Source organism: Isoptericola sp. NPDC057559 (assembly GCF_042801555.1).
Taxonomy (GTDB): Bacteria; Actinomycetota; Actinomycetes; order Actinomycetales; family Cellulomonadaceae; genus Isoptericola.
Genome location: NZ_JBHVFQ010000019.1, coordinates 30606 through 50729, shown reverse-complemented (window position 1 = coordinate 50729; position 20124 = coordinate 30606). Strand labels below are relative to the sequence as shown.

General features: G+C 75.9%; 17 protein-coding genes and 1 pseudogene. 13 read left to right on the top strand and 5 right to left on the bottom strand.

Annotated elements, in window-relative coordinates:
• Positions 1-18: 18 nt before the first annotated feature.
• The gene (locus ACFU5J_RS16315) at positions 19-414 is read right to left on the bottom strand and encodes a molybdopterin-binding protein (protein ID WP_430579410.1); all 396 of its coding nucleotides are present in this window, start codon (positions 412-414) and stop codon (positions 19-21) included.
• Between the two features lie 182 nt (positions 415-596).
• On the opposite strand from ACFU5J_RS16315, the gene ACFU5J_RS16310 reads away from it, so the two are divergent.
• The 6 genes from ACFU5J_RS16310 (at position 597) to mnmA (ending at position 8134) form a co-directional block, all read left to right on the top strand.
• On the top strand, positions 597-1565 hold the full coding sequence (locus ACFU5J_RS16310) for a molybdopterin-binding protein (RefSeq protein ID WP_430579409.1): 969 nt from the start codon (positions 597-599) through the stop codon (positions 1563-1565).
• The gene (gene moaC / locus ACFU5J_RS16305) at positions 1562-2140 is read left to right on the top strand and encodes a cyclic pyranopterin monophosphate synthase MoaC (RefSeq protein WP_430579408.1); all 579 of its coding nucleotides are present in this window, start codon (positions 1562-1564) and stop codon (positions 2138-2140) included. Before ACFU5J_RS16310 ends, moaC begins: the two co-directional genes overlap by 4 nt.
• Complete coding sequence (locus tag ACFU5J_RS16300; RefSeq protein ID WP_430579407.1) at positions 2137-3258, top strand: molybdenum cofactor biosynthesis protein MoaE; 1122 nt, start codon at positions 2137-2139, stop codon at positions 3256-3258. The genes moaC and ACFU5J_RS16300 overlap by 4 nt, the downstream gene beginning before the upstream one ends.
• A gap of 143 nt (positions 3259-3401) precedes the next feature.
• Positions 3402-5648, top strand: a complete 2247-nt coding sequence (locus ACFU5J_RS16295; RefSeq protein WP_430579406.1) for a PhoX family protein — start codon at positions 3402-3404, stop codon at positions 5646-5648.
• A 174-nt stretch (positions 5649-5822) separates the two neighbouring features.
• Entirely contained in the window at positions 5823-6998 is a 1176-nt protein-coding gene (locus ACFU5J_RS16290) for a cysteine desulfurase family protein (protein ID WP_430579435.1), read from the top strand.
• A complete protein-coding gene (gene mnmA / locus ACFU5J_RS16285) occupies positions 6995-8134 on the top strand; it encodes a tRNA 2-thiouridine(34) synthase MnmA (RefSeq protein WP_430577341.1) in 1140 nt (379 codons plus the stop codon). The genes ACFU5J_RS16290 and mnmA overlap by 4 nt, the downstream gene beginning before the upstream one ends.
• On the opposite strand, the pseudogene ACFU5J_RS16280 reads toward mnmA, so the two are convergent.
• Positions 8131-9585 (bottom strand): annotated as a pseudogene (locus ACFU5J_RS16280) (dihydrolipoyl dehydrogenase family protein). The gene mnmA and the pseudogene ACFU5J_RS16280 overlap by 4 nt on opposite strands.
• Positions 9582-10142, bottom strand: coding sequence for a hypothetical protein (locus ACFU5J_RS16275; RefSeq protein ID WP_430579405.1), 561 nt, complete (start codon positions 10140-10142; stop codon positions 9582-9584). The pseudogene ACFU5J_RS16280 and the gene ACFU5J_RS16275 overlap by 4 nt, the downstream one beginning before the upstream one ends.
• A gap of 132 nt (positions 10143-10274) precedes the next feature.
• On the opposite strand from ACFU5J_RS16275, the gene ACFU5J_RS16270 reads away from it, so the two are divergent.
• Positions 10275-10841, top strand: coding sequence for a TetR/AcrR family transcriptional regulator (locus ACFU5J_RS16270; protein ID WP_430577344.1), 567 nt, complete (start codon positions 10275-10277; stop codon positions 10839-10841).
• Positions 10842-10868: 27 nt separating this feature from the next.
• Here the strand turns inward: ACFU5J_RS16270 and ACFU5J_RS16265 are convergent, their stop codons facing one another.
• Together ACFU5J_RS16265 and ACFU5J_RS16260 are read right to left on the bottom strand one after the other, a co-directional pair.
• Positions 10869-11681 carry a TrmH family RNA methyltransferase gene (locus tag ACFU5J_RS16265; RefSeq protein WP_430577345.1) on the bottom strand — a complete coding sequence of 271 codons (813 nt, stop codon included), beginning with the start codon at positions 11679-11681 and terminating at the stop codon, positions 10869-10871.
• 54 nt (positions 11682-11735) lie between these two features.
• Positions 11736-12218, bottom strand: a complete 483-nt coding sequence (locus tag ACFU5J_RS16260; protein ID WP_430577346.1) for an ester cyclase — start codon at positions 12216-12218, stop codon at positions 11736-11738.
• A gap of 147 nt (positions 12219-12365) precedes the next feature.
• Here ACFU5J_RS16260 and ACFU5J_RS16255 point away from each other — a divergent pair, with 147 nt between their 5' ends.
• The 6 genes from ACFU5J_RS16255 (at position 12366) to ACFU5J_RS16230 (ending at position 20103) form a co-directional block, all read left to right on the top strand.
• Complete coding sequence (locus ACFU5J_RS16255; RefSeq protein WP_430579404.1) at positions 12366-13403, top strand: hypothetical protein; 1038 nt, start codon at positions 12366-12368, stop codon at positions 13401-13403.
• 150 nt (positions 13404-13553) lie between these two features.
• Positions 13554-14318 carry an HAD family hydrolase gene (locus ACFU5J_RS16250; RefSeq protein ID WP_430579403.1) on the top strand — a complete coding sequence of 255 codons (765 nt, stop codon included), beginning with the start codon at positions 13554-13556 and terminating at the stop codon, positions 14316-14318.
• Positions 14315-16792, top strand: a complete 2478-nt coding sequence (locus tag ACFU5J_RS16245; RefSeq protein ID WP_430577349.1) for a glycoside hydrolase family 65 protein — start codon at positions 14315-14317, stop codon at positions 16790-16792. Before ACFU5J_RS16250 ends, ACFU5J_RS16245 begins: the two co-directional genes overlap by 4 nt.
• A 171-nt stretch (positions 16793-16963) precedes the next feature.
• Positions 16964-17974 carry a LacI family DNA-binding transcriptional regulator gene (locus ACFU5J_RS16240; RefSeq protein WP_430579402.1) on the top strand — a complete coding sequence of 337 codons (1011 nt, stop codon included), beginning with the start codon at positions 16964-16966 and terminating at the stop codon, positions 17972-17974.
• A 159-nt stretch (positions 17975-18133) separates the two neighbouring features.
• Positions 18134-18937 (top strand): ThuA domain-containing protein, encoded by an 804-nt coding sequence (locus ACFU5J_RS16235; RefSeq protein WP_430579401.1) that lies wholly within the window; start codon positions 18134-18136, stop codon positions 18935-18937.
• A gap of 32 nt (positions 18938-18969) precedes the next feature.
• Complete coding sequence (locus ACFU5J_RS16230) at positions 18970-20103, top strand: Gfo/Idh/MocA family protein (protein WP_430579434.1); 1134 nt, start codon at positions 18970-18972, stop codon at positions 20101-20103.
• The last annotated feature ends 21 nt before the right edge of the window (positions 20104-20124 follow it).

Sequence of the window (20124 nt, the reverse complement as noted above, 5' to 3'; positions counted from 1 at the left end):
TCCTCTGTCCTGGGCCGATCACGCCTCGGCCTCGATCACCACGGTCGTCGACTTGATCACCGCCACCGCGACGGAGCCGCGCTCGAGCCCGAGGTCGCGCACGGCCTCGCTGCTCATGAGCGACACCACGCGGAACGGCCCGCACTGCAGCTCCACCTGCGCCATCACGGTGTCCACCTGCAGGTCCGTGACGAGCCCGACGAAGCGGTTGCGCGCCGAGCTCTTCATCCCGCCCGGCAGCGCCGGGGGCGTGGCGTGCTCGCGCGCCACCATCGCCACCTCGTACCCGTCCACGACCTTGCGCCCCGCCGCGTCCGTGGTGGACCCGAGCAGGCCGCGGTCGATCCAGCGGCGCACCGTGTCGTCGCTGACGCCGAGGTAGACGGACGCTTCCGAAACTCGCATGTGCGGCACGAGCAGGAGCATATCCCCGCACCTGCGGGACCGGGAGGCTGATCTCGCCGCTTCGACCGATCCCGGCGCCCTCGTGCCCGGTGGGGGGACGTGGACCCCCTCGCCCGCCGGCGCACGAGGCAGCGCGGGCGGGGCGTGCCCCGCCGGGGACCGCGGGCGGCGGAGAACATAGGCTGACGCCCGTGCATGACGACGTGACGCACGGCCGCAGACCTGTGGTCGACCACACGGCCGCGGTGGCCGGCCTGGTCGAGCCCGCCCTGACGGCGGCGCGCGGGCGCGGCGCGGCCAGGGTCGACCTCGCGACGCTCCTGACGCAGGTCGCGGCGGGGGCCGCGCTGGCGCCGCGGGTGCTGGCCCGCGACGCGGTGGCCGCGGTGGCGCTGCCCGGCTTCGACAACTCCCAGATGGACGGGTACGCGGTGCGCGCGGCCGACCTCGCCGCGGCGACGGCGCGGGACCCGGTCACGCTGCCCGTCGCGGCGCCGGTCCCCGCCGGCACGCGGCCGCCGCCGCTCGCGCCGGGCACCGCGGCGCCGGTGATGACCGGGGCGCCGGTGCCCGTCGGGGCCGATGCCGTGGTGCGGGTCGAGGACGCCGACCCGCCGCGCTTCCCGGACCCGCGGACCGCGGCGGCGGTGCGGTTCGCCGCCCCCGTCGCGCCGGGCACCTTCGTGCGCGCCGCGGGCTCCGACGTCGCGCAGGGCCGTCTGCTCCTGGCGGCCGGCACGCCGCTGGGCCCGCCGCAGCTCGGTGCCCTCGTGGCGGCCGGCGTCACCGCCGTCGACGTCGCGGCGCCGCCGCACGTGCTGCTCGTCTCCACCGGCTCGGAGCTCGCGCCCGCCGGGGCGGCTCTCGGCCCCGCCCAGGTGCACGACGCCAACGGCGCCGCCCTCACCGCCGCGCTGGCGCAGGCCGGCGCGCGCGTCACGACCCGCGTCGCGCCGGACCGCCCCGACGCGCTGCGCCAGGTGCTCGCGGACGCCCCGCACGACGTCGCGCTCGTCGTGACGACCGGGGGCGTGTCCGCCGGGGCGTACGAGGTGGTGCGCCAGACCCTCACCGACGCCTGGTTCGGGCACGTGGCCGTGCCGCCCGGCGTCGCGCGCCTCGAGGCCGGCGACCTCGTCGACTACCAGGAGCTCCGTTGACCGACCAGCCCGACCAGCCCGACCCCACGACCGACCCGACGACCGACCCGGACGTGGGCCTGTCCCACTACCGCGCCGACGGCGCCGCGCACATGGTCGACGTGTCGGCCAAGGACGTGACCCGCCGCGAGGCGACCGCCACGGCCGTGCTGCGCACGCGGCGGGACGTCGTCGCGCGCATCGCGTCGGGCGACCTGCCCAAGGGGGAGGCGATCGCCACCGCGCGCGTCGCGGGAATCATGGGCGCCAAGCGCACGCCCGACCTCGTGCCGCTGTGCCACCCGCTGCCGATCTCGGGCGTCGAGATCGACGTCGTCCCGTCCGACGGCTCCGGCCCGGGCGGCGCCGGGACCGTCGAGATCCGCGCCACGGTGCGCACCACCGGCCGCACGGGCGTCGAGATGGAGGCGCTCACCGCCGTGACCGTGGCCGGGCTGACGCTCTACGACATGATCAAGGCCGTCGACAAGGCGGCCGTGCTCACGGACGTGCAGGTCGTGGCGAAGTCGGGCGGGAAGTCGGGCGACTGGACGCGGGCGGCGTCGGCCACCGCGGCGGACGGGGAGGGCGCATGAGCGCGCACGCGCACGGTTCGCCGCACCAGCACCAGCAGGGTCACGGGCACGACGGAGGCCAGCGGCCGGAGCGCCGCGTCGCCGTCGTCGTCGCGTCGGACCGGGCCGCGGCGGGGGAGTACGAGGACCGCTCCGGCCCGGCGGCCGTCGCATGGTTCGCGGAACGCGGGTGGCGCACGACCGCGCCCGTCGTGGTGCCCGACGGCGACCCGGTGCGCGAGGCGATCGCCGCGCTGCTCGTGGCAGCGCCCGAGGACGTGCCGCACCTGGTCGTCACCAGCGGCGGCACCGGCCTCGGGCCGCGCGACCGCACGCCGGAGGCCACGCGCGCCGTCCTGGACCGGGAGGTGCCGGGGATCGCGGAGCTGGTGCGCGCCCGGTCGCTCGCACCCACGGATCCCGCGAAGCGGGCCGTCCCGGCGGCGGCCCTGTCCCGCGGCGTGGCCGGGGTGGCCGGGCGCACGCTGGTCGTGAACCTGCCGGGCTCCGTCGGCGGGGTCGTCGACGGGCTCGACGCGCTCGCCGACGTGCTCGCGCACGCCGTCGACCAGCTCGCCGGTGGTGATCATCCGGCGCCCCCCGTGCCGCGAGGTCGAACCTCCGGTGCCGAGGTCGAGCGCGCGGGGCCCGACCGGGACGCCTCCGGCTCGACCTCGGCATCGGCGACCGTCCTGCGCGCGGACGTCGTCGACACTCCGCTCGACCCGCTGGTCGCCGAGCTGAGCGCGTTGGTGCGCGACGACGCGTGCGGGGCCGTGGCGACGTTCACCGGATACGTGCGCGACCACGACGGCGCGCCCGGTCATGAACGTCGCGTCGCGCGCCTGCACTACGAGGCGCACCCGGACGCGGCCGCGGTGCTGCGGGCGGTGGCCGAGCGGGTCGCGCGCCGCACGGCCGCGGCGACCGGGGACCGCGTGCGGGCCGCCGTCGTGCACCGCACCGGCGACCTCGGCATCGGGGACGTCGCCGTGGTGGCGGCCGTCGCCGCCGGGCACCGGCAGGCCGCGTTCGCCGCGGCGTCGGACCTGGTCGAGGAGCTCAAGGCCGAGGTGCCGATCTGGAAGGAGCAGGGCTTCTCCGACGGCACGTCCGAGTGGGTGGCCTCGCTGGGCTGAGGGCCGCCGGGCGGGCGCACCCTGGGGGTCACCTGCTGTTCACCTGAGGGTCGGGGTCACGACGACAGGCGGCCACCGGTGCTCCCTAGCGTCGGGCGCGTCACCCCCGGTCTCGTCACCGCCCTACCTCAGGAGAGCCCCCGATGACGATCGCCCCCGAGTCGCGCCCGATGCTGGAGCTCGCGACCACGCCTCACGGCCCCCACTACGCGCGCGGCAAGCGCAGCGCGGTCACCTGTCGGCTGAAGTGCGCGGACGCGTGCTCGCACCCGGCACCCAACGAGTCCGCCAACGAGTACTTCCGCGACGTCGCCGCCCGGGCGCTGTCCCGCCGCGTCATGCTGGGCGGCCTCGCCGCCGCGGCCGCCACCGTCGTCGTCGGCGCCCAGGTGGCCGGCGCGCCCGTCGCCTCGGCCGCCACGTCGGCCGGCGCGGCCACGGGCCGCGGCACCGGCAAGGGCCTCGCCTTCGGCGCGATCGCCCCCCAGGACGCGGGCGTCGACGCCTTCGTCGTCCCCGAGGGCTACGAGTGGTCGCCCATCATCCGCTGGGGCGACCCGATCCTGCCCGGCGGCCGCGCGTTCGACGCGTCGCGCCAGACGCCGGAGCAGCAGGCCAAGCAGTTCGGCTACAACGTCGACTACCTCGACATCCTCCCCGCCGACCCGGGCGACGTCCGCCCGCAGGGGAAGACGAAGCGCGGCCGTCGCGGCCTGCTCGTGAGCAACCACGAGTACACCAACGCGGGCATCATGTTCGACGCGTCGTACGACGCCGCCACCCGCCGCGCCATCGAGCGGGCGGCGTGGGGCATGTCCGTGGTCGAGGTGCGCCGCGACCGCGAGGGCTCGCCGTGGACGTACTCGCGTCTCAGCCGCTTCAACCGCCGCATCACGGTGGACACCGAGTTCCGGGTGGACGGCCCGGCGGCCGGGTCGTACCTCCTGCGCACCGTCGCGGACCCGAGCGGCACCCGCGTGCGCGGCACGCTCAACAACTGCGCGGGCGGCACCACGCCGTGGGGCACCGTCGTCTCCGGCGAGGAGAACTTCAACGCCAACCTGCGCGTCAACGGCAAGGACCCGCGCGACGCGCGCTACGGCCTCGCCGACAAGGCGACGAGCTACGGCTGGGAGCTCGACGACCCCCGCTTCGACGGCAACAACCCCGGCTACGAGTACGAGAACCACCGCTTCGGCTGGATCGTCGAGGTGGACCCGTACGAGCCCGACGAGGCGCCGGTCAAGCACACGGCGATGGGCCGCTTCAAGCACGAGGGCGCCAACGTCATCCTGTCGAAGCGCGGGCACGCGGTGGCGTACATGGGCGACGACGAGCGGTTCGACTACGTCTACAAGTACGTGTCGAAGGAGCGGTTCCGCGAGGGCGCGAGCCGCGCCGCGCGCCGCCACAACAAGACGCTGCTGTCCGAGGGCGACCTGTACGTGGCGCGGTTCGCCGGCGACTCCCCGGCCGCCGAGATCGACGGGACGGGCGTGGTGCCCTCCGACGGTGCCTTCGACGGCACGGGCGAGTGGGTGCCGCTGGTGCAGGACGGCGCGTCGCGGGTGCCCGGCATGACCGTCGAGGAGGTGCTCGTCTTCACGCGCCTCGCGGCCGACGCCGTGGGCGCCACCAAGATGGACCGCCCGGAGGACGTGGAGCCGAACCCGCTCACCGGCCGCATCTACGTGGCGTGCACCAACAACACCGACCGCGGCAAGGCGGGCAAGGAGGGCGCCACCGAGCCGAACCCGCGGAACACCAACCGCGACGGTCACGTCGTCGAGATCATCGAGGACCGCGGCGACCAGACCGCCACGACGTTCACCTGGAACCTGCTCCTCGTGGCGGGCGACCCGTCGGTGAACGACTCGACCTACTTCTCCGGCTTCCCGGCCGACCAGGTCTCGCCGATCTCCTGCCCGGACAACCTCGCGTTCGACGCGGACGGCAACCTGTGGATCTCCACGGACGGCGCCCCGTCGACCATCCAGAAGTGCGACGGCCTGTTCAAGGTGACCCTCACGGGCCGCCAGCGCGGGCGGGTGGAGCAGTTCCTGTCGGTGCCGCGCGAGGCGGAGACCTGCGGCCCGGTCGTGGACTCGCGCGACCAGATGGTCTACGTCAACGTGCAGCACCCGGGCGAGAACGGCAGCACGGCCGACCAGCACTCGTACTTCCCGGACTACCTCGGTGAGGGCGAGCGCGCCCCCGCCGGCGCCTGGCGCGGCCCGCGCCCGTCGACCGTCCAGGTCTACCGGACCGGCCGCGGCGAGCACCCGGGCCACGGGAACGGCCACGGGAACGGCCACGGGAACGGGCACGGTCACGGCAAGGGTGACGGCTGGGACGGCCCGGGCCCGTTCCCCTGGCCCCGCCACCGCTGACGCCCGGCTGACCCCGGCTGACGCATCGAGCGTGCTGGCTTCGTCCTCGTACCGCCCGTTCGAGGACGAAATCAGCACGCTCGTTGCCTGCCGGCGGAGTTCGTAGACTGGGGAACCGTGACCACCCCCGAGGCGCCCGCGGGCGCCTACCTCGACCACGCCGCCACGACTCCCATGTCGCGGGCGGCGCTCGAGGCGTACGTGGCGGAGGCGGGCCACACCGGCAACGCGAGCTCGCTGCACTCGGCGGGGCGCGGGGCCCGGCGGGCGGTGGAGGAGTCGCGCGAGTCGGTGGCGGCGTCGCTCGGCGCGCGGCCCAGCGAGGTGATCTTCACCGCGGGCGGCACGGAGGCGGACAACCTCGCCATCAAGGGGATCTTCTGGGGCCGGCGCCGGCAGGACCCGCGCCGCACCCGGGTGCTGGTGTCCGCCGTGGAGCACCACGCCGTGCTGGACCCGGCGTTCTGGCTGGCGGGGCACGCGGGCGCGGAGATCGTGCTGCTGCCGGTGGACGGCGACGGCCGGATCGACCTGGCGGCGCTGCGCGCGGAGCTGGCCGAGCACGCCCACGAGGTGGCCCTCGTCTCGGTGATGTGGGCCAACAACGAGGTGGGCACGCTGCAGCCGGTGCGCGACGTGGTGCGGCTCGCGCACCAGCACGGGGTGCCCGTGCACACGGACGCGGTGCAGGCGGTGGGGCAGGTCGAGGTCGACTTCGCGGCGTCGGGCGTGGACGCGCTGACGGTCACGGCCCACAAGCTGGGCGGCCCGCTGGGCGTGGGCGCGCTGCTCGCCCGCCGGGACCTGCCGCTGGAGGCGGTGCTGCACGGCGGCGGCCAGGAGCGCGGCGTCCGCTCGGGCACGCTGGACGTGCCCGCGATCCGCTCGTTCGCCGTCGCGCTGGCGGAGGCGGTCGGCGGCCGGCGGGAGCGCGCGGCGCGCCTGGCGGCGCTGCGCGACACCCTCGTCGCGGGCGTGCGCGCCGCGGACCCCGAGGCCGTGCTCCGCGGCCCCGACCCGGCGTCCGACGACGGCGCCGCGGCGCGGCTGCCCGGCAACGCCCACTTCACGTTCCCGGGCGCGGAGGGCGACTCGCTGCTGTACCTGCTGGACTCGGCGGGCGTGCAGGCGTCGACGGGGTCGGCGTGCCAGGCGGGCGTGCCGCAGCCGTCGCACGTGCTGCTCGCGATGGGTGTGCCCGAGCTGGAGGCGCGCGGCGCGCTGCGCTTCACGCTCGGCGCGACGTCGTCCGACGACGACGTCGAGCGGCTCGTCGCGGCCCTGCCCCAGGTGGTGCAGCGGGCGCGCGCGGCGGGCCTCGTGTCCGCGCGGTCGGGAGGTACGGCGTGAGGGTCCTGGCCGCCATGTCGGGCGGCGTGGACTCGGCCGTCGCCGCGGCGCTCGCCGTCGAGGCGGGGCACGACGTGGTGGGCGTGCACATGGCCCTGAGCCGCAACCGGGACCAGTTCCGCACGGGCTCGCGCGGCTGCTGCTCCATCGAGGACGCCGGCGACGCACGCCGGGCCGCGGACGTGCTCGGCATCCCGTACTACGTGTGGGACCTGTCCGAGCGGTTCGAGGAGACCGTCGTCGCCGACTTCCTGTCGGAGTACGAGGCGGGCCGCACCCCGAACCCGTGCGTGCGCTGCAACGAGCACATCAAGTTCGAGGCGCTGCTGGACAAGGCGACGGCGCTCGGGTTCGACGCCGTGGCGACCGGGCACTACGCCCGCGTCGTCACGCACGAGGCCGAGGACGGGACGGTGTCGCGCGAGCTGCACCGGTCCCCGAACGACGAGAAGGACCAGTCGTACGTGCTCGCGGTCATGGGGCCGGACCGCCTGGCGCGCGCGATGTTCCCGCTCGGCGGGTTCGCCACCAAGGCCGAGGTGCGCGCTGAGGCCGAGCGGCGCGGCCTGTCGGTGAGCGCCAAGCCCGACTCCTACGACATCTGCTTCGTGGCCGACGGCGACACCCGCGGCTTCCTGCGCGACCGGCTCGGCTCCCGGCCGGGCGAGGTCGTGGACACCGCCGGGAACGTCGTCGGCGAGCACGACGGCGCGTACGCGTTCACGGTGGGCCAGCGCAAGGGGCTCGGCCTCGGTCGCCCCGCCGCCGACGGCCGCGCGCGGTACGTGGTGGACGTGCAGGCGTCGTCCAACACGGTCGTCGTGGGCCCTGCCGAGCTGCTCAGCGTGGACCGCGTCGCCGCGGGGCGGGCCGTGTGGTTCGCGCCGGCGCCGCAGGGCTGGGTCGACGCCGAGCTGCAGATCCGCGCCCACGGCGCGCCGGTCCCCGCGCGGGTGCGCGCGACGACCGGCACGCCGGCGCGGGACGGGTCGGTGGGCGACGACGGCGCGCCCGGCATGGAGCTGCGGCTCACGGGCACCCCTCTGCGGGGCGTCGCCGCCGGGCAGTCCGCCGTCGTCTACCGCGGCACCCAGGTGCTCGGCCAGGCGACCGTGGCCGACGCCTGGCGCGGCTAGGCCGCCGAGGCCGCGTCCCGCCCGTACGCCTCGAGGAGCCGCAGCCAGACCTCGCTGACGGTCGGGTAGGCCGGGACCGCGTGCCACAGCCGGTCGAGCGGCACCTCCGCGGCGACGGCGATCGTCGCGGCGTGCAGCAGCTCGCCGACGTCCGGGCCGACGGCGGTGAAGCCGACGACCACCTGCCGGTCCTCGTCGACGACCATGCCGGCCCGCCCCGTGTACCCGTCGGCGCGCAGGGCGGCGCCGGCGACGGACCCGAGGTCGTGCTCGACGGTCCGCACGCGGAGCCCGGCCGCCGCGGCGGAGGCGGCGGTGTGCCCGACGGTCGCGACCTCCGGGTCGGTGAAGACCACCTGCGGCACGGCCCTCTGGTCGGCCGTGGTGGCGTGCCGGCCCCAGGGGGAGAGGTCGACGGCGGCGCCCCGCGCCCGCGCGACGATCGTGTCGCCGACGGCGCGGGCCTGGTACTTGCCCTGGTGGGTCAGGAGGGCGCGCCGGTTGACGTCGCCGGCGGCGTAGACCCGGCCGTCGCCGACCGGGCGGCCGTCGGGCCCGAGGACCCGCAGGGAGTCGTCCACCCGCAACCAGTCGCCCGGGGTGAGCCCGAGCCGCTCCAGGCCGACGTCGTCCGTGTGCGGGCGCCGCCCGGTGGCGACGAGGATCTCGTCGGCCCCGAGGGCGGTGCCGTCCGCGAGGTCGACCCGGACCCCGTGGCGGTCGCGGCGGACGGCGACGGGTTCGGTGCCCTCGCGCAGCTCGACGCCGGCCGACTTGAGGGAGTCGGCGACGAGCGCGGCGGCGAACGGCTCGACGGCGGGGAGCAGGCGGCCGCGGGCGACCAGGGTCACGCGCGCTCCGAGGCCCGCGTACGCGGTGGCCGACTCGGCGCCGACGACGCCGCCGCCGACCACGACGAGGCGGCGCGGCACCGCCGGGGCGGAGGCCGCCTCCCTGCTGGTCCACGGGGCGGCGTCGGCCAGGCCCGCGACCTCCGGCAGGCGCGCGCCGCTGCCCGTGGCGACCACCACGGCGTGCCGCGCCTCGAGCGCGGTCGTGGACCCGTCGGCACCCGTCACCTCGACGGTGCGTGCGTCGCGGATCCGCCCGGTGCCGCGGACCAGCGTGATCCCGGCGCCCTCCAGCCAGGCGACCTGGCCGTCGTCCTCCCAGTGGGCGGCGAAGCCGTCCCGACGGCGCAGGACGGCCGCGGCGTCGAGCTCGCCGGTCACGGCGGCGCGGGCGCCGGGCAGGCTCCGGGCGGCGCGCAGCGCGGCGGCGTCGCGCAGCAGGGCCTTCATGGGCATGCAAGCCCAGTAGGAGCACTCCCCGCCCACGAGCTCGCGCTACACGACGGCTGCCGTGAGGCCGCCCCGCACCACGCGGTCGGCGACGTTCTCCCCGACCGGGCCGGCGCCCACGACCACGACGTCGACGACGGTGCGGGTCATCGCGCGGCGCCCTGCACGACGCGGTGCAGCCGCAGCGCGGAGACGAGGAAGAAGATGCCGCCGAGGGTGGCGTACCCGGCGAGCGGGGTCAGCGCCGCGTCCGGGCCGCCGGCCATCATGACGAACCCGCCGCCGGCGAGCACGGAGATGCCGCCGCTGAGGATCATGGCCCACTGGCCGCCGAGCCCGCGGCGCCGGACGGCCACGACGAGCTGCACGAGCCCGGCGGCGATCGCCCAGGCCCCCCAGACGCGCAGCACTGCGGGGATCCCCGACGTGACGGCGACGCCCAGGCCGACGGCGGCCAGCAGGCTGAGGACGACGTTGACCCGGAGCCCGACGGCGGGGCGGGCGGCCTTCGAGGCGCGCAGGTCGACGACCGCTGCGGCGACGTCGAACAGCGGATACAGCACGAGCAGCGTCGCGCTCACCGGGCCGACGGTCGCCGCCGTGAGGAACAGCAGCACGGCCCAGACGACGGCGAAGCCGAAGCGGACGAGGTAGAGGTTCCGCAGCGCCGAGGCGGTGGCGGTGGATGGTTCGACGGTGGTGGTCACGGGGCTCTCTCCTGGGTGGGGACGGAGGTAGACTGACTAGTCACTCTACCGAGCGTGACCGTACACACGGCCGGTCGTCCCGCGCAAGAGGGACCGCCCCGGCGGCCGGCCGGGAGGGGCAGGAGGACACGTATGATCGCGACCGTGCAGGGGTCGGTGGGAGAGCGCCTGGTCGAGGCGGCGAGCGAGCTGTTCTACAGCCGCGGGCTGCGCGCCGTGAGCGTCGACAAGGTCATCGACCGGGCCGGGACCACCAAGGTGACCTTCTACCGGCACTTCAAGAGCAAGGACGACCTCGTGGTCGCGTACCTCGAGCGCCGGGCGGCGCTGGAGCGCGACGGCGTCGAGGCGGCCCTCGCCGCGGGGGCGGGCGACGTCGACGCCACGCTGCGCCTCGTCGCCGACGGCACCGGGGCCCTCGCGTGCAGCCCCGGGTTCCGCGGCTGCCCGTTCATCAACGCCGCCGCCGAGTACCCCGACGCCGACAGCGCGGTCCGCGCGACCGTCGACGCGCACCGGCGGTGGTGGGCGAGCGCGTTCGAGCGGCTCGTCGCGCCGCTCGCGCCCGCCGACCCGGCCGCGGTCGCCGAGGACCTGATGCTGCTGCGCGACGGCGTCATGGTCGCGGGCTACCTCGGCGACCCCGCCCGGGTCGCCGCCTCGTTCCTGCGCAGCTGCCGGGCGGTCGTCCGCGCCTGACGCCGTCCCCCCGCGGGTCCGAGGGTGTCAGCCCCGCGCGAGCCGCTGCCGGTGCGCCTCGTAGAGCACGATCGAGGCGGCGTTGGACGCGTTGAGCGAGCTCGCCGACCCGGCCATGGGGATGGCGAGCGTGACGTCGGCGGCCTCGCGCCACCCCTTCGACAGGCCGGCGGTCTCGTTGCCGACGGCCAGGAGCACCGGGCCGGTGAGGTCGACGTCGGCGGGCGCGGCGTCGCCGTCCTCGTCGGTCGCGACGACGGTGACGGGCGTGCCCGCGGCACGCCGCGCTCCCACCCAGTCGAGGACCTCGTGGTGGGACGCCGCGCGCACCACGGGCAGCGCGAAGAGGGAGCCCGTGGAGGCGCGCACCGACTTCGGGTCGTAGGGGTCGGCGGCGTGCCCGGTCACGACGAGCCCGTCCGCGCCGAACGCGTCCGCGGACCGCACGACCGCGCCGATGTTGCCCGGCTGGGTGGGGCGGTCGAAGACGACGCCGAGGAACGACGGCCCCACGGGGACCCGGCCCAGGTCGTCGGCGGGCATGGCGACGACGGCGAGCAGCTCCGAGGCCCCGGCGTCCTTCTCGGAGAGCTCGGCGAGCAGGTCGGGCGACATCGCGATGGTCTCGGCGCCGGTGGCCTGCAGCAGGTCCTGCGCCCACGACGACAGCCGGCGGTCGGTCTCGTGCAGCAGGGTGCGCACCTGCCAGCCGTGCTCGACGGCCATCGTGATGGGCCGCACGCCCTGCACCAGGAACTCGCCGGCGCGGCCGCGCTTGGTGCGGTTGGTGAGCAACGTCTGCAGCTGCTGGAAACGGGCGTTGCGCACGGTGATCCGCATGGCGGCAGTCTCCCACGACGGCGCGGGGGCTCCGGGCGTCGCCCGGCGCGGGGATCACCGTCGCAGCTCGTGCTCCCACCACACCTGGTCGCGCGTCACCCAGTGCTCCACCTCGAGCCCGTCGGTCACGCGCGCGAGGTGCATCTCGCGCACGGTGAAGCGGCGGTGCGACGGCGGCACCCCGAGGAAGAACCCGGCGTGCAGCGCGCTGAACGCCACGTGCAGGGCCACGAGCTCGCCCTCGCAGATGGCGTGCAGCACCTCGACGCGCTGCTCGTCGAACGCGTCGTGGAACCACTGCATCGTGGCGACCAGCGCGTCGGGGCCGCCGGTGCAGCCGGGCAGCACGTCGTGGTTGCGGAAGCCCGGCGCCAGCTGGCGGCGCAGCACCGCCTCGGCACCGGACGGCATCGCGTTGGCGTGGACGCGCGTGGCCACGGCGCGGGCGGTGGACGGCAGGTGGTCCGGGCCCGTCAGGGGGTGCGCAGGGACCGTGCCCGCGGGCGACGCGGGCGCCTGGTCGAGGATGACGGACATCGGGACTCCTTCGTCCGGCCGTTACGGTGCTCCCGGTGAGCGCCGACGACGGCCGCTCTATCTTCGAGAGCAGCGAGCCGCCGCGACGTGACGCGGCGGGGGAGGTGACGTGGTGGTGAAACTCGCGACGACCCGCGGGGCGGCGTCGTGACGGCGGTCTCCGGGCACGGCCCGTGGCCCGGCGGCGCGCGCGACGAGCTCGTGGCGCAGCAGACCGTCCTCGACGACCTGGCGTCCCTGCCGACCGGCGTCGACCCGGTGCCGTTCCTCGCGCAGCTGACCGGGCGCGGCCCCGGCGCGGACCCGGTGGGCCGCACGGCGGCGCTGCTCGCCGGGATGCCGGTGGAGCTCGGCGCGCACGGCTGGAAGCTGACCGACCATCCGGGCGTCGACCTGCGGCGCGCCGACGCGCTGCTGCGCGAGGACCTGTCCGCCCTCGCCGTCGCCGCCGTCGGGCACGACGGCCCGCTCGCCGTCGAGCTGGTGGGGCCGTGGACGCTCGCCGCGGAGCTCTGGTCGGCGCGCGGGGACCGCGTGCTCGCCGACGTCGGGGCGCGACGCGACCTCTCCCTCGCCCTGGCCGAAGCCGTGCGCACCCACCTCGCCGATGTGCGCGCGCAGGTGCCGGGCGCGGCGCCGGTCGTGCAGCTCACCGAGCCGCTGCTCGGCCAGGTGCACGCCGGGGTGCTGCCCAGCTTCTCGGGCTACTCCCGGCTGCGCGCGGTGCCCGGGCCCGACGTCGTGGAGGGCCTGCGTCCCGTGATCGAGGCGGCGCACGACGCCGGCGCGCGGGTGGTGGTGCATCTCGGCGCCACGTGGGTCGGGGTGCCGCCCGTGGCGCTCGCGGGGGCCGACGCCGTCGGGCTGGCCCTGGCCGACGTGGGCCCGGACGGCTGGAACGAGCGGGCCTGGGAGCTGCTCGCCCGTGCCACGGAGCGGGGCGTCGGGCTGTGGGCGGGGCTGCCGCCCGCCACGGTCTCGCAGTGCGCCGGGCCGCAGCTCGGGGAGCTGGTGCGGATGGTCGCGGAGCCGTGGCGGCGCGTGGGGCTGCCGGCGTCCGGGCTCGCCGACGTCACGCTGCTCGCGGCGCCGCGCCGCCGGCCGGCGGACGTCGACACGCACCGCGCCGAGCTCGCGAACCTCGGCCGGGTGGCGGAGGCGATCGCCGAGCGCGCCACGGCCTGACCGGGGACCGACCGGGGCCCGATCGAGGGAGATCTCGTCGAGGTGCCCGTCGGGCTCCCGGACGTGCCCCCCGACTGCGTAGGCTGAACCACGGCGTCGGCCCGAGGGGTGCGGTGCCCGCGACCTGACCCCGACCTGCGAAGGACCCTCGTGACCAGCCTCCGAGCCGTGCTGTTCGACCTCGACGGCGTGCTCACCCCGACCGCCGAGGTGCACATGCGGGCGTGGGAGCGCCTGTTCGCGCCCTACTGCCAGGAGCGTGGCCTCGCGCCGTACACGTCCGCGGACTACTTCGCGCACATCGACGGCAAGCCCCGCTACGACGGCGTGGCCGCGTTCCTCGCGTCGCGCGGCGTCGAGCTGCCGCGCGGCACGGCCGAGGACGCGCCCGGCGAGGACACCGTGAGCGCGCTCGGCAACCGCAAGGACGCGATCGTCAACCGGATGTTCGACGAGGAGGGGATCGCGCCGTACCCCGGCTCGGTGCGCTTCCTCGACGCCGTGACGGCGGCGGGCGCGCAGGTGGCCGTGGTCTCGTCGTCGCGCAACACCCCCGCCGTGCTCGCCGCGTCCGGGCTCGCGGACCGCTTCGACGTGGTCGTGGACGGCAACGTCGCGGCCCGTGAGCACCTGGCCGGCAAGCCCGCCCCGGACACGTACCTGCGCGCCGCCGCGCTCCTCGGCGTCCCGGCGGAGCAGTCCGTCGTCGTGGAGGACGCGCTGTCCGGCGTGCAGGCCGGCGCCGCGGGCCCGTTCGGCCTCGTGCTCGGCGTCGACCGCGGCGTCGGCGCGCAGGCCCTCGTCGCGCACGGCGCGGACCGCGTGGTCGGCGACCTGGGCGAGCTGGACGCGTCCGTCCTCGACGCGCCCGCCGCCCGGGCCGACGAGCACCACGAGCTGGGGGAGCAGGCATGATCAAGCGCACCGCCGACGAGCAGCGGTCCGTGGACCGCATGCGCTTCCCGGCCGAGCCGTGGCGACTCGTCGAGGCGGAGTTCTCCGCGGAGGACCTGGGCGTCACCGAGTCGCTCTTCGCGGTGGCCAACGGCTACCTCGGGATGCGCGGCAACGTCGAGGAGGGGCGCGAGTCCCACGCCCACGGCACGTTCGTCAACGGGTTCCACGAGACCTGGCCGATCCACCACGCCGAGGAGGCGTACGGCTTCGCCAAGGTGGGCCAGACGATCGTCAACGCCCCGGACACCAAGGTGATCCGGCTGTACGTCGACGACGAGCCCCTGCTCCTGCCCGTCGCGGACCTCATCGACTACGAGCGCGCCCTCGACCTGCGCGACGGCGTGCTGCGTCGCGAGATCCTGTGGCGCACGCCGTCGGGCAAGCGGGTGCGCGTCAGCTCCGAGCGCATGGTGTCGTTCGTCGAGCGGCACCTGGCCGTGATGACGTTCGAGGTCACGCTGCTCGACTCCGACGCCCCGGTCGCGATCTCCTCGCAGATCCTCAACCGCCAGGACGGCCAGGACGAGTACCACGTGCCGGCCGCGTCCCTCGGCGAGGGGTTCGACCCGCGCAAGGCGGAGGCGTTCGCGGGCCGGGTGCTGCAGCCGCAGACCCGCTGGGGCGACGACGAGCGCCTCGTGCTGTCCTACCGGAGCACCAACTCGGGCATGACGCTCGCCGTCGCCGCCGACCACCGCCTCGAGACCGAGGACGAGTGGGACGTGCGCACGCAGGTGGACGACGACCTCGCCAAGCACGTGTTCCGCGTGGACGCGAAGGCCGGCCACCGGATCCGCCTCACCAAGGTGGTCACCTACCACACGTCCCGCGGCGTCCCCACGCGCGAGCTCGTCGACCGCTGCCGCCGCACGCTGGACCGCGTCCGCGCGGGCGGGGTGCAGGCCCAGTTCGACCACCAGCGCGAGTGGCTGGACGACTTCTGGACCCGGTCCGACGTCGAGATCGCCGGGCGCCCGGAGATCCAGCAGGCGGTGCGGTGGAACCTCTTCCAGCTCGCGCAGGCGACGGCGCGCGCCGAGGGCTCCGGCGTCCCCGCGAAGGGGCTGACGGGCAGCGGCTACTCGGGGCACTACTTCTGGGACACGGAGATCTACGTGCTCCCGTTCCTCACGTACACGAGCCCTCGGTACGCCCGCAACGCGCTGCGCTTCCGCTACCAGATGCTCGACGCCGCCCGGCGTCGCGCGCAGGAGCTGTCGCAGAAGGGCGCCCTGTTCCCGTGGCGCACCATCAACGGCGAGGAGGCCTCGGCCTACTACGCGGCGGGCACGGCGCAGTACCACATCGACGCGGACATCAGCTTCGCGCTGGTGCAGTACGTGCGGGCGACCGGCGACACCGACTTCCTGCGCCGTGAGGCCGCCGACCTGCTGGTCGAGACCGCGCGCATGTGGGAGGACCTCGGCTTCTGGCGCGCCAACGGCGACGACAACTTCCACATCCACGGCGTCACCGGCCCGGACGAGTACACGACGGTCGTCAACGACAACCTCTTCACCAACGTCATGGCGCGCTTCAACCTGCGCGCGGCGGCGTTCGTCGTCGAGCGGATGCGCGAGGACCACCCGGAGGACTACGAGCGCCTCGCCGACCGGCTCTCGCTCGGCGTGCACGAGACCACCGAGTGGCGGCGCGCCGCCGACCACATGTCCATCCCGTACGCCGAGAGCATCGGCATCCACCCCCAGGACTCGCACTTCCTCGAGCGGGAGATCTGGGACCTCGCGGCGACGCCGGTCACCAAGCGGCCGCTGCTGCTGCACTACCACCCGCTGGTCATCTACCGGTACCAGGTGCTCAAGCAGGCGGACGTGGTGCTGGCGCTCTTCCTCCAGGGCCAGCACTTCACGCCGGAGGAGAAGCTCGCCGACTTCGAGTACTACGACCCGCTGACCACGGGGGACTCGACGCTGTCGGGCGTGGTGCAGTCGATCGTCGCGGCCGAGGTGGGCTACCACGAGCTGGCGCTGGAGTACTTCGTCTCGTCGCTCCTGGTGGACCTGGCGAACCTGCACGACAACGCCTCGGACGGCGTGCACGTCGCGTCGGCGGGCGGCACGTGGTCGGCGCTGGCGTTCGGGTTCGGCGGCATGCGCGACCACGACGGCGAGCTGACCTTCGACCCGCGCCTGCCGCAGGGCTGGGACGAGCTGACGTTCCGCGTCATGTGGCACGGCTCGCGGCTGCGCGTCTCCGTGCGCGCCGAGGAGCTCGAGCTCACGGCCGAGACGGGCGAGGGCGCGCAGGTCGCCGTGCGCGGTGAGCAGGTGAAGGTCGGGCCGGGCGAGTCCGTGCGCGTCCCCCTCGACGGGCAGGGACCGGTGCGGCCGGGCCGCCCGAGCCTGCGCGCGCTGTCCGGCAACCGGCGCGACGACGGCACGCTCATCACCGCGACGGTGCCGCACTCCTGAGCCGCCGGGCGAGCCCGTCGGGACCGCCGTCCCGACGGGCTCGCCCCGCAGGTCTCGCCGGCACCCTTGCCGCCCCGCGACGCGATCGCTACTGTCGTCGACCAGGTGCGTCGATGCGCATCGATGATCGCCGCCGGGACCCGGCGACGTCCGCCGACGACGGGAGACGACGTGCCGAAGGGGCCGACCAGCGCCGACGTCGCGCGCGAGGCCGGGGTGTCGCAGTCGACGGTCTCCTACGTCATGAGCGGCAAGCGCCCGATCTCCCCGGGGACGAGGCGGCGCGTCCAGGAGGCCATCGACCGCCTGACCTACGAGCCGCACGCCGGGGCGCGGGCCCTGGCGGGGCACCGCACCAGCACCGTCGCCGTCGTGGTGCCGGTCGACCCGGACTCCAGCGCGCAGCGCCTCATGGTGTTCGTCGAGGAGATCCTGCTGGCCGCGCGTCGGCGCGACCACGACGTGCTCCTCGTGACCGCCGACGAGGGCCCCGCCGGGCTGCGCCGGGTCGCGGGACGCTCGCTGTGCGACGCCCTCGTCGTCATGGGGGTCGGCACCGACGACGACCGCGTCGACGTGGCGCGGGAGCTGCCGCTGCCCGTCGTGTTCATCGGGATCCCCGACGACGCCGCGGGGCTCGACTGCCTCGACTTCGACTTCGAGGCCGCGGGCGGCCTGCTCGTGGCCGAGCTGGCCGACCTGGGCCACCGGACGGTGGACGTGCTGGGCTGGGGGCCGGACGTCACCGCGCAGGGCATCAACTTCGTGCCGCGGTTCGAGCGCGGCGCGTGCGCGGCGGCCGCGGCGCGCGGCGTCGAGCTGCACTGGCACCGGCCGGCCGGGGAGCCGGACGTGCGGCGGGCGGTCGACGGCGCCCTCGCGTCCGGCGGGGTGCCCGGCCTCGTGCTGGCGACCGCGATCCCCGAGGCGCTGCGCGCGCTGGCCGACCGGGGTCGCCGGCCGGGCGCAGACGTCGACGTCGTCGGCCTGGCCCTCGACGCCGAGGCGGAGCCGCACGGTCTCACCGCCACGTCGCCGCGGCCGCGCGACGTCTCCCGGCGCGTGATGGAGCGCGTCTTCGCCCTGCTCGACGGCGACGCACCGCGCGGCGGGGGGCAGGAGCTCGCGCCCGCGGTACTGGTGCGGCGCGCGTCGACGCGCACCGCGCCGGCGGCCGGCTAGCCCGGCCCGACCGCCACCCGGCCGAGGGCCGGCGCGGCGGAGCCCCGCAGGACGTCGATGCGCATCGATACCGAGAAGCACCTACGAGACGCACCCACGAGAAGCACGCATCCGAGAACCGGCCACCCGATCACCAGCCACCCGAGTGAAGGAGACACCATGACCGCACCGATCCGCGTCACCGTCTGGGGCGAGAACCGGCACGAGCAGCTCGAGCCGTCGGTCGCCGCCCGGTACCCCGACGGCATGCACGGCGCCGTCGCCCAGGGCATCGAGGCCCACCTCGGCGCCGGCGCGCGGGTGCGCACGGCCACCCTCGACGACCCCGAGCACGGGCTCACCGAGGAGGTCCTGCGGGACACCGACGTGCTCACGTGGTGGGGGCACGCCGCGCACGGCGAGGTCTCCGACGAGGTGGTCGAGCGCGTCCACCGGCACGTGCTGGAGGGGATGGGGCTCGTCGTCCTGCACTCGGGGCACTGGTCCAAGATCTTCATGAAGCTCATGGGGACCTCGTGCACCCTGCGGTGGCGCGCGGAGCACGACCGGGAGCTGGTGTGGACCGTCGACCCGACGCACCCCATCGCCCGGGGGATCCCGCACCCGATGATCATCGAGGAGGACGAGATGTACGGGGAGTTCTTCGACGTCCCCGCCCCGGACGAGACCGTCTTCCTCAGCACGTTCTCGGGCGGGGAGGTCTTCCGGTCGGGCATCACGTACCGCCGCGGCTACGGCAAGATCTTCTACTTCCGCCCCGGCGACCAGGAGTACCCGACGTACTTCCACGACGGTGTCCGCCGGGTCATCGCCAACGCCGTCGGGTGGGCCGTCACCGTGCGCCCGGAGCGCACCGCCCCCACGCTGCTGCGGTACGACACCGAGGACTTCTACGGGGGCCAGGGCTACGGCGGCGCGCTGAGCGACGAGGCCCGCGCCGCCGCGACGGAGGCCGGGCTGTGAGCGTCCCGCTGGTCCTCGTCGGCGCGGGCGGCATGGGCCGCGCCTGGCTGGCGGCCGTCGGGGCGGAGGCGGGGGCCGAGCTCGCCGGCGTCGTCGACCTCGACGTCGACGCGGCGCGCCGGGCGCTCGCCGACGCCGGGCTCCCCGGGGTCCCGGTGGGCACCGACGCGGTGGACCTGGCCCGGGCGACCGGGGCGCGCGCCGTCGTCGACGTCACCGTCCCGGCGGCCCACCACCCCGTGACGACGGCGGCCCTGTTCGCGGGGCTGCCGGTGCTGGGGGAGAAGCCCGCGGCGGCGACGGTCGCGGAGACCCTCTCGCTCGTCGCGGCCGCCGAGGTCACCGGGCAGCTGTTCATGGTCAGCCAGTCGCGCCGCTACAACCCGCAGCTCGCCGCGTTCCGGCGGCAGGCCGGCACGCTCGGGCGGCCGGGCCTGCTCACCACGGAGTTCTTCCGGGCCCCGCGCTTCGGCGGCTTCCGCGAGGAGATGGCCCACCCGCTGCTCGTGGACATGGCCATCCACCCCTTCGACACCGCGCGGTACCTGCTCGACGCCGAGCCGGTCTCGGTGTACTGCGAGTCGTTCAACCCGCCGTGGAGCTGGTACTCCGGCGACGCCGCGGCGAGCGCCGTCTTCGAGATGACCGGCGGCGTGCGGTACGCGTACACGGGCAGCTGGTGCAGCCCGTGGCGCGAGACCTCGTGGAACGGCGCGTGGCGGCTGTCGGGCGAGCACGGCACCGCGTCCTGGGACGGCGACCACGACCCCGAGGTGGAGCGCGCGCCCGCGCCGGCCGGCGAGGAGGCGCGGGGCGGGGCGGCCGGGGGCGAGAGCACCGGCGAGGGCATCGCGGGGGCGCTGACGGCCTTCCTCGCGGCGCTCGACGGCGGGCCGGTGCCGCGCGGCGAGGTGCACGAGAACGTGCTCAGCCTCGCGATGGTCGAGGCGGCCGTCGCGTCCGCGACGTCGGGGGAGCGGGTGCTCGTGGACGACGTCCTCGAGCGGGCCCACGCCGAGGCGCTGGCCACGGAGGCGCGGGAGGACGTGCGCGCGCGGCTCGCGTCGTGGACCTCGGTGCGGGCGGCGCTCGGGACGGAGCGCGGGACGGAACTCGGGACGGAACTCGGGACGGAGCTCGGCGCGGCGCGCGGCGCGCGCCCCTGACCGCGCGGAGCGTGGTGGGCG

Excerpts from the sequence above, each read along its gene's own strand:
- ACFU5J_RS16300 (WP_430579407.1), top strand. The coding sequence starts at position 2,137 with ATGAGCGCGCACGCGCACGGTTCGCCGCACCAGCACCAGCAGGGTCAC.
- ACFU5J_RS16295 (WP_430579406.1), top strand. The coding sequence starts at position 3,402 with ATGACGATCGCCCCCGAGTCGCGCCCGATGCTGGAGCTCGCGACCACG.
- ACFU5J_RS16290 (WP_430579435.1), top strand. The coding sequence starts at position 5,823 with ATGTCGCGGGCGGCGCTCGAGGCGTACGTGGCGGAGGCGGGCCACACC.
- ACFU5J_RS16270 (WP_430577344.1), top strand. The coding sequence starts at position 10,275 with ATGATCGCGACCGTGCAGGGGTCGGTGGGAGAGCGCCTGGTCGAGGCG.
- ACFU5J_RS16265 (WP_430577345.1), bottom strand. The coding sequence starts at position 11,681 with ATGCGGATCACCGTGCGCAACGCCCGTTTCCAGCAGCTGCAGACGTTG.
- ACFU5J_RS16260 (WP_430577346.1), bottom strand. The coding sequence starts at position 12,218 with ATGTCCGTCATCCTCGACCAGGCGCCCGCGTCGCCCGCGGGCACGGTC.
- ACFU5J_RS16245 (WP_430577349.1), top strand. The coding sequence starts at position 14,315 with ATGATCAAGCGCACCGCCGACGAGCAGCGGTCCGTGGACCGCATGCGC.
- ACFU5J_RS16235 (WP_430579401.1), top strand. The coding sequence starts at position 18,134 with ATGACCGCACCGATCCGCGTCACCGTCTGGGGCGAGAACCGGCACGAG.
- ACFU5J_RS16230 (WP_430579434.1), top strand. The coding sequence starts at position 18,970 with ATGGGCCGCGCCTGGCTGGCGGCCGTCGGGGCGGAGGCGGGGGCCGAG.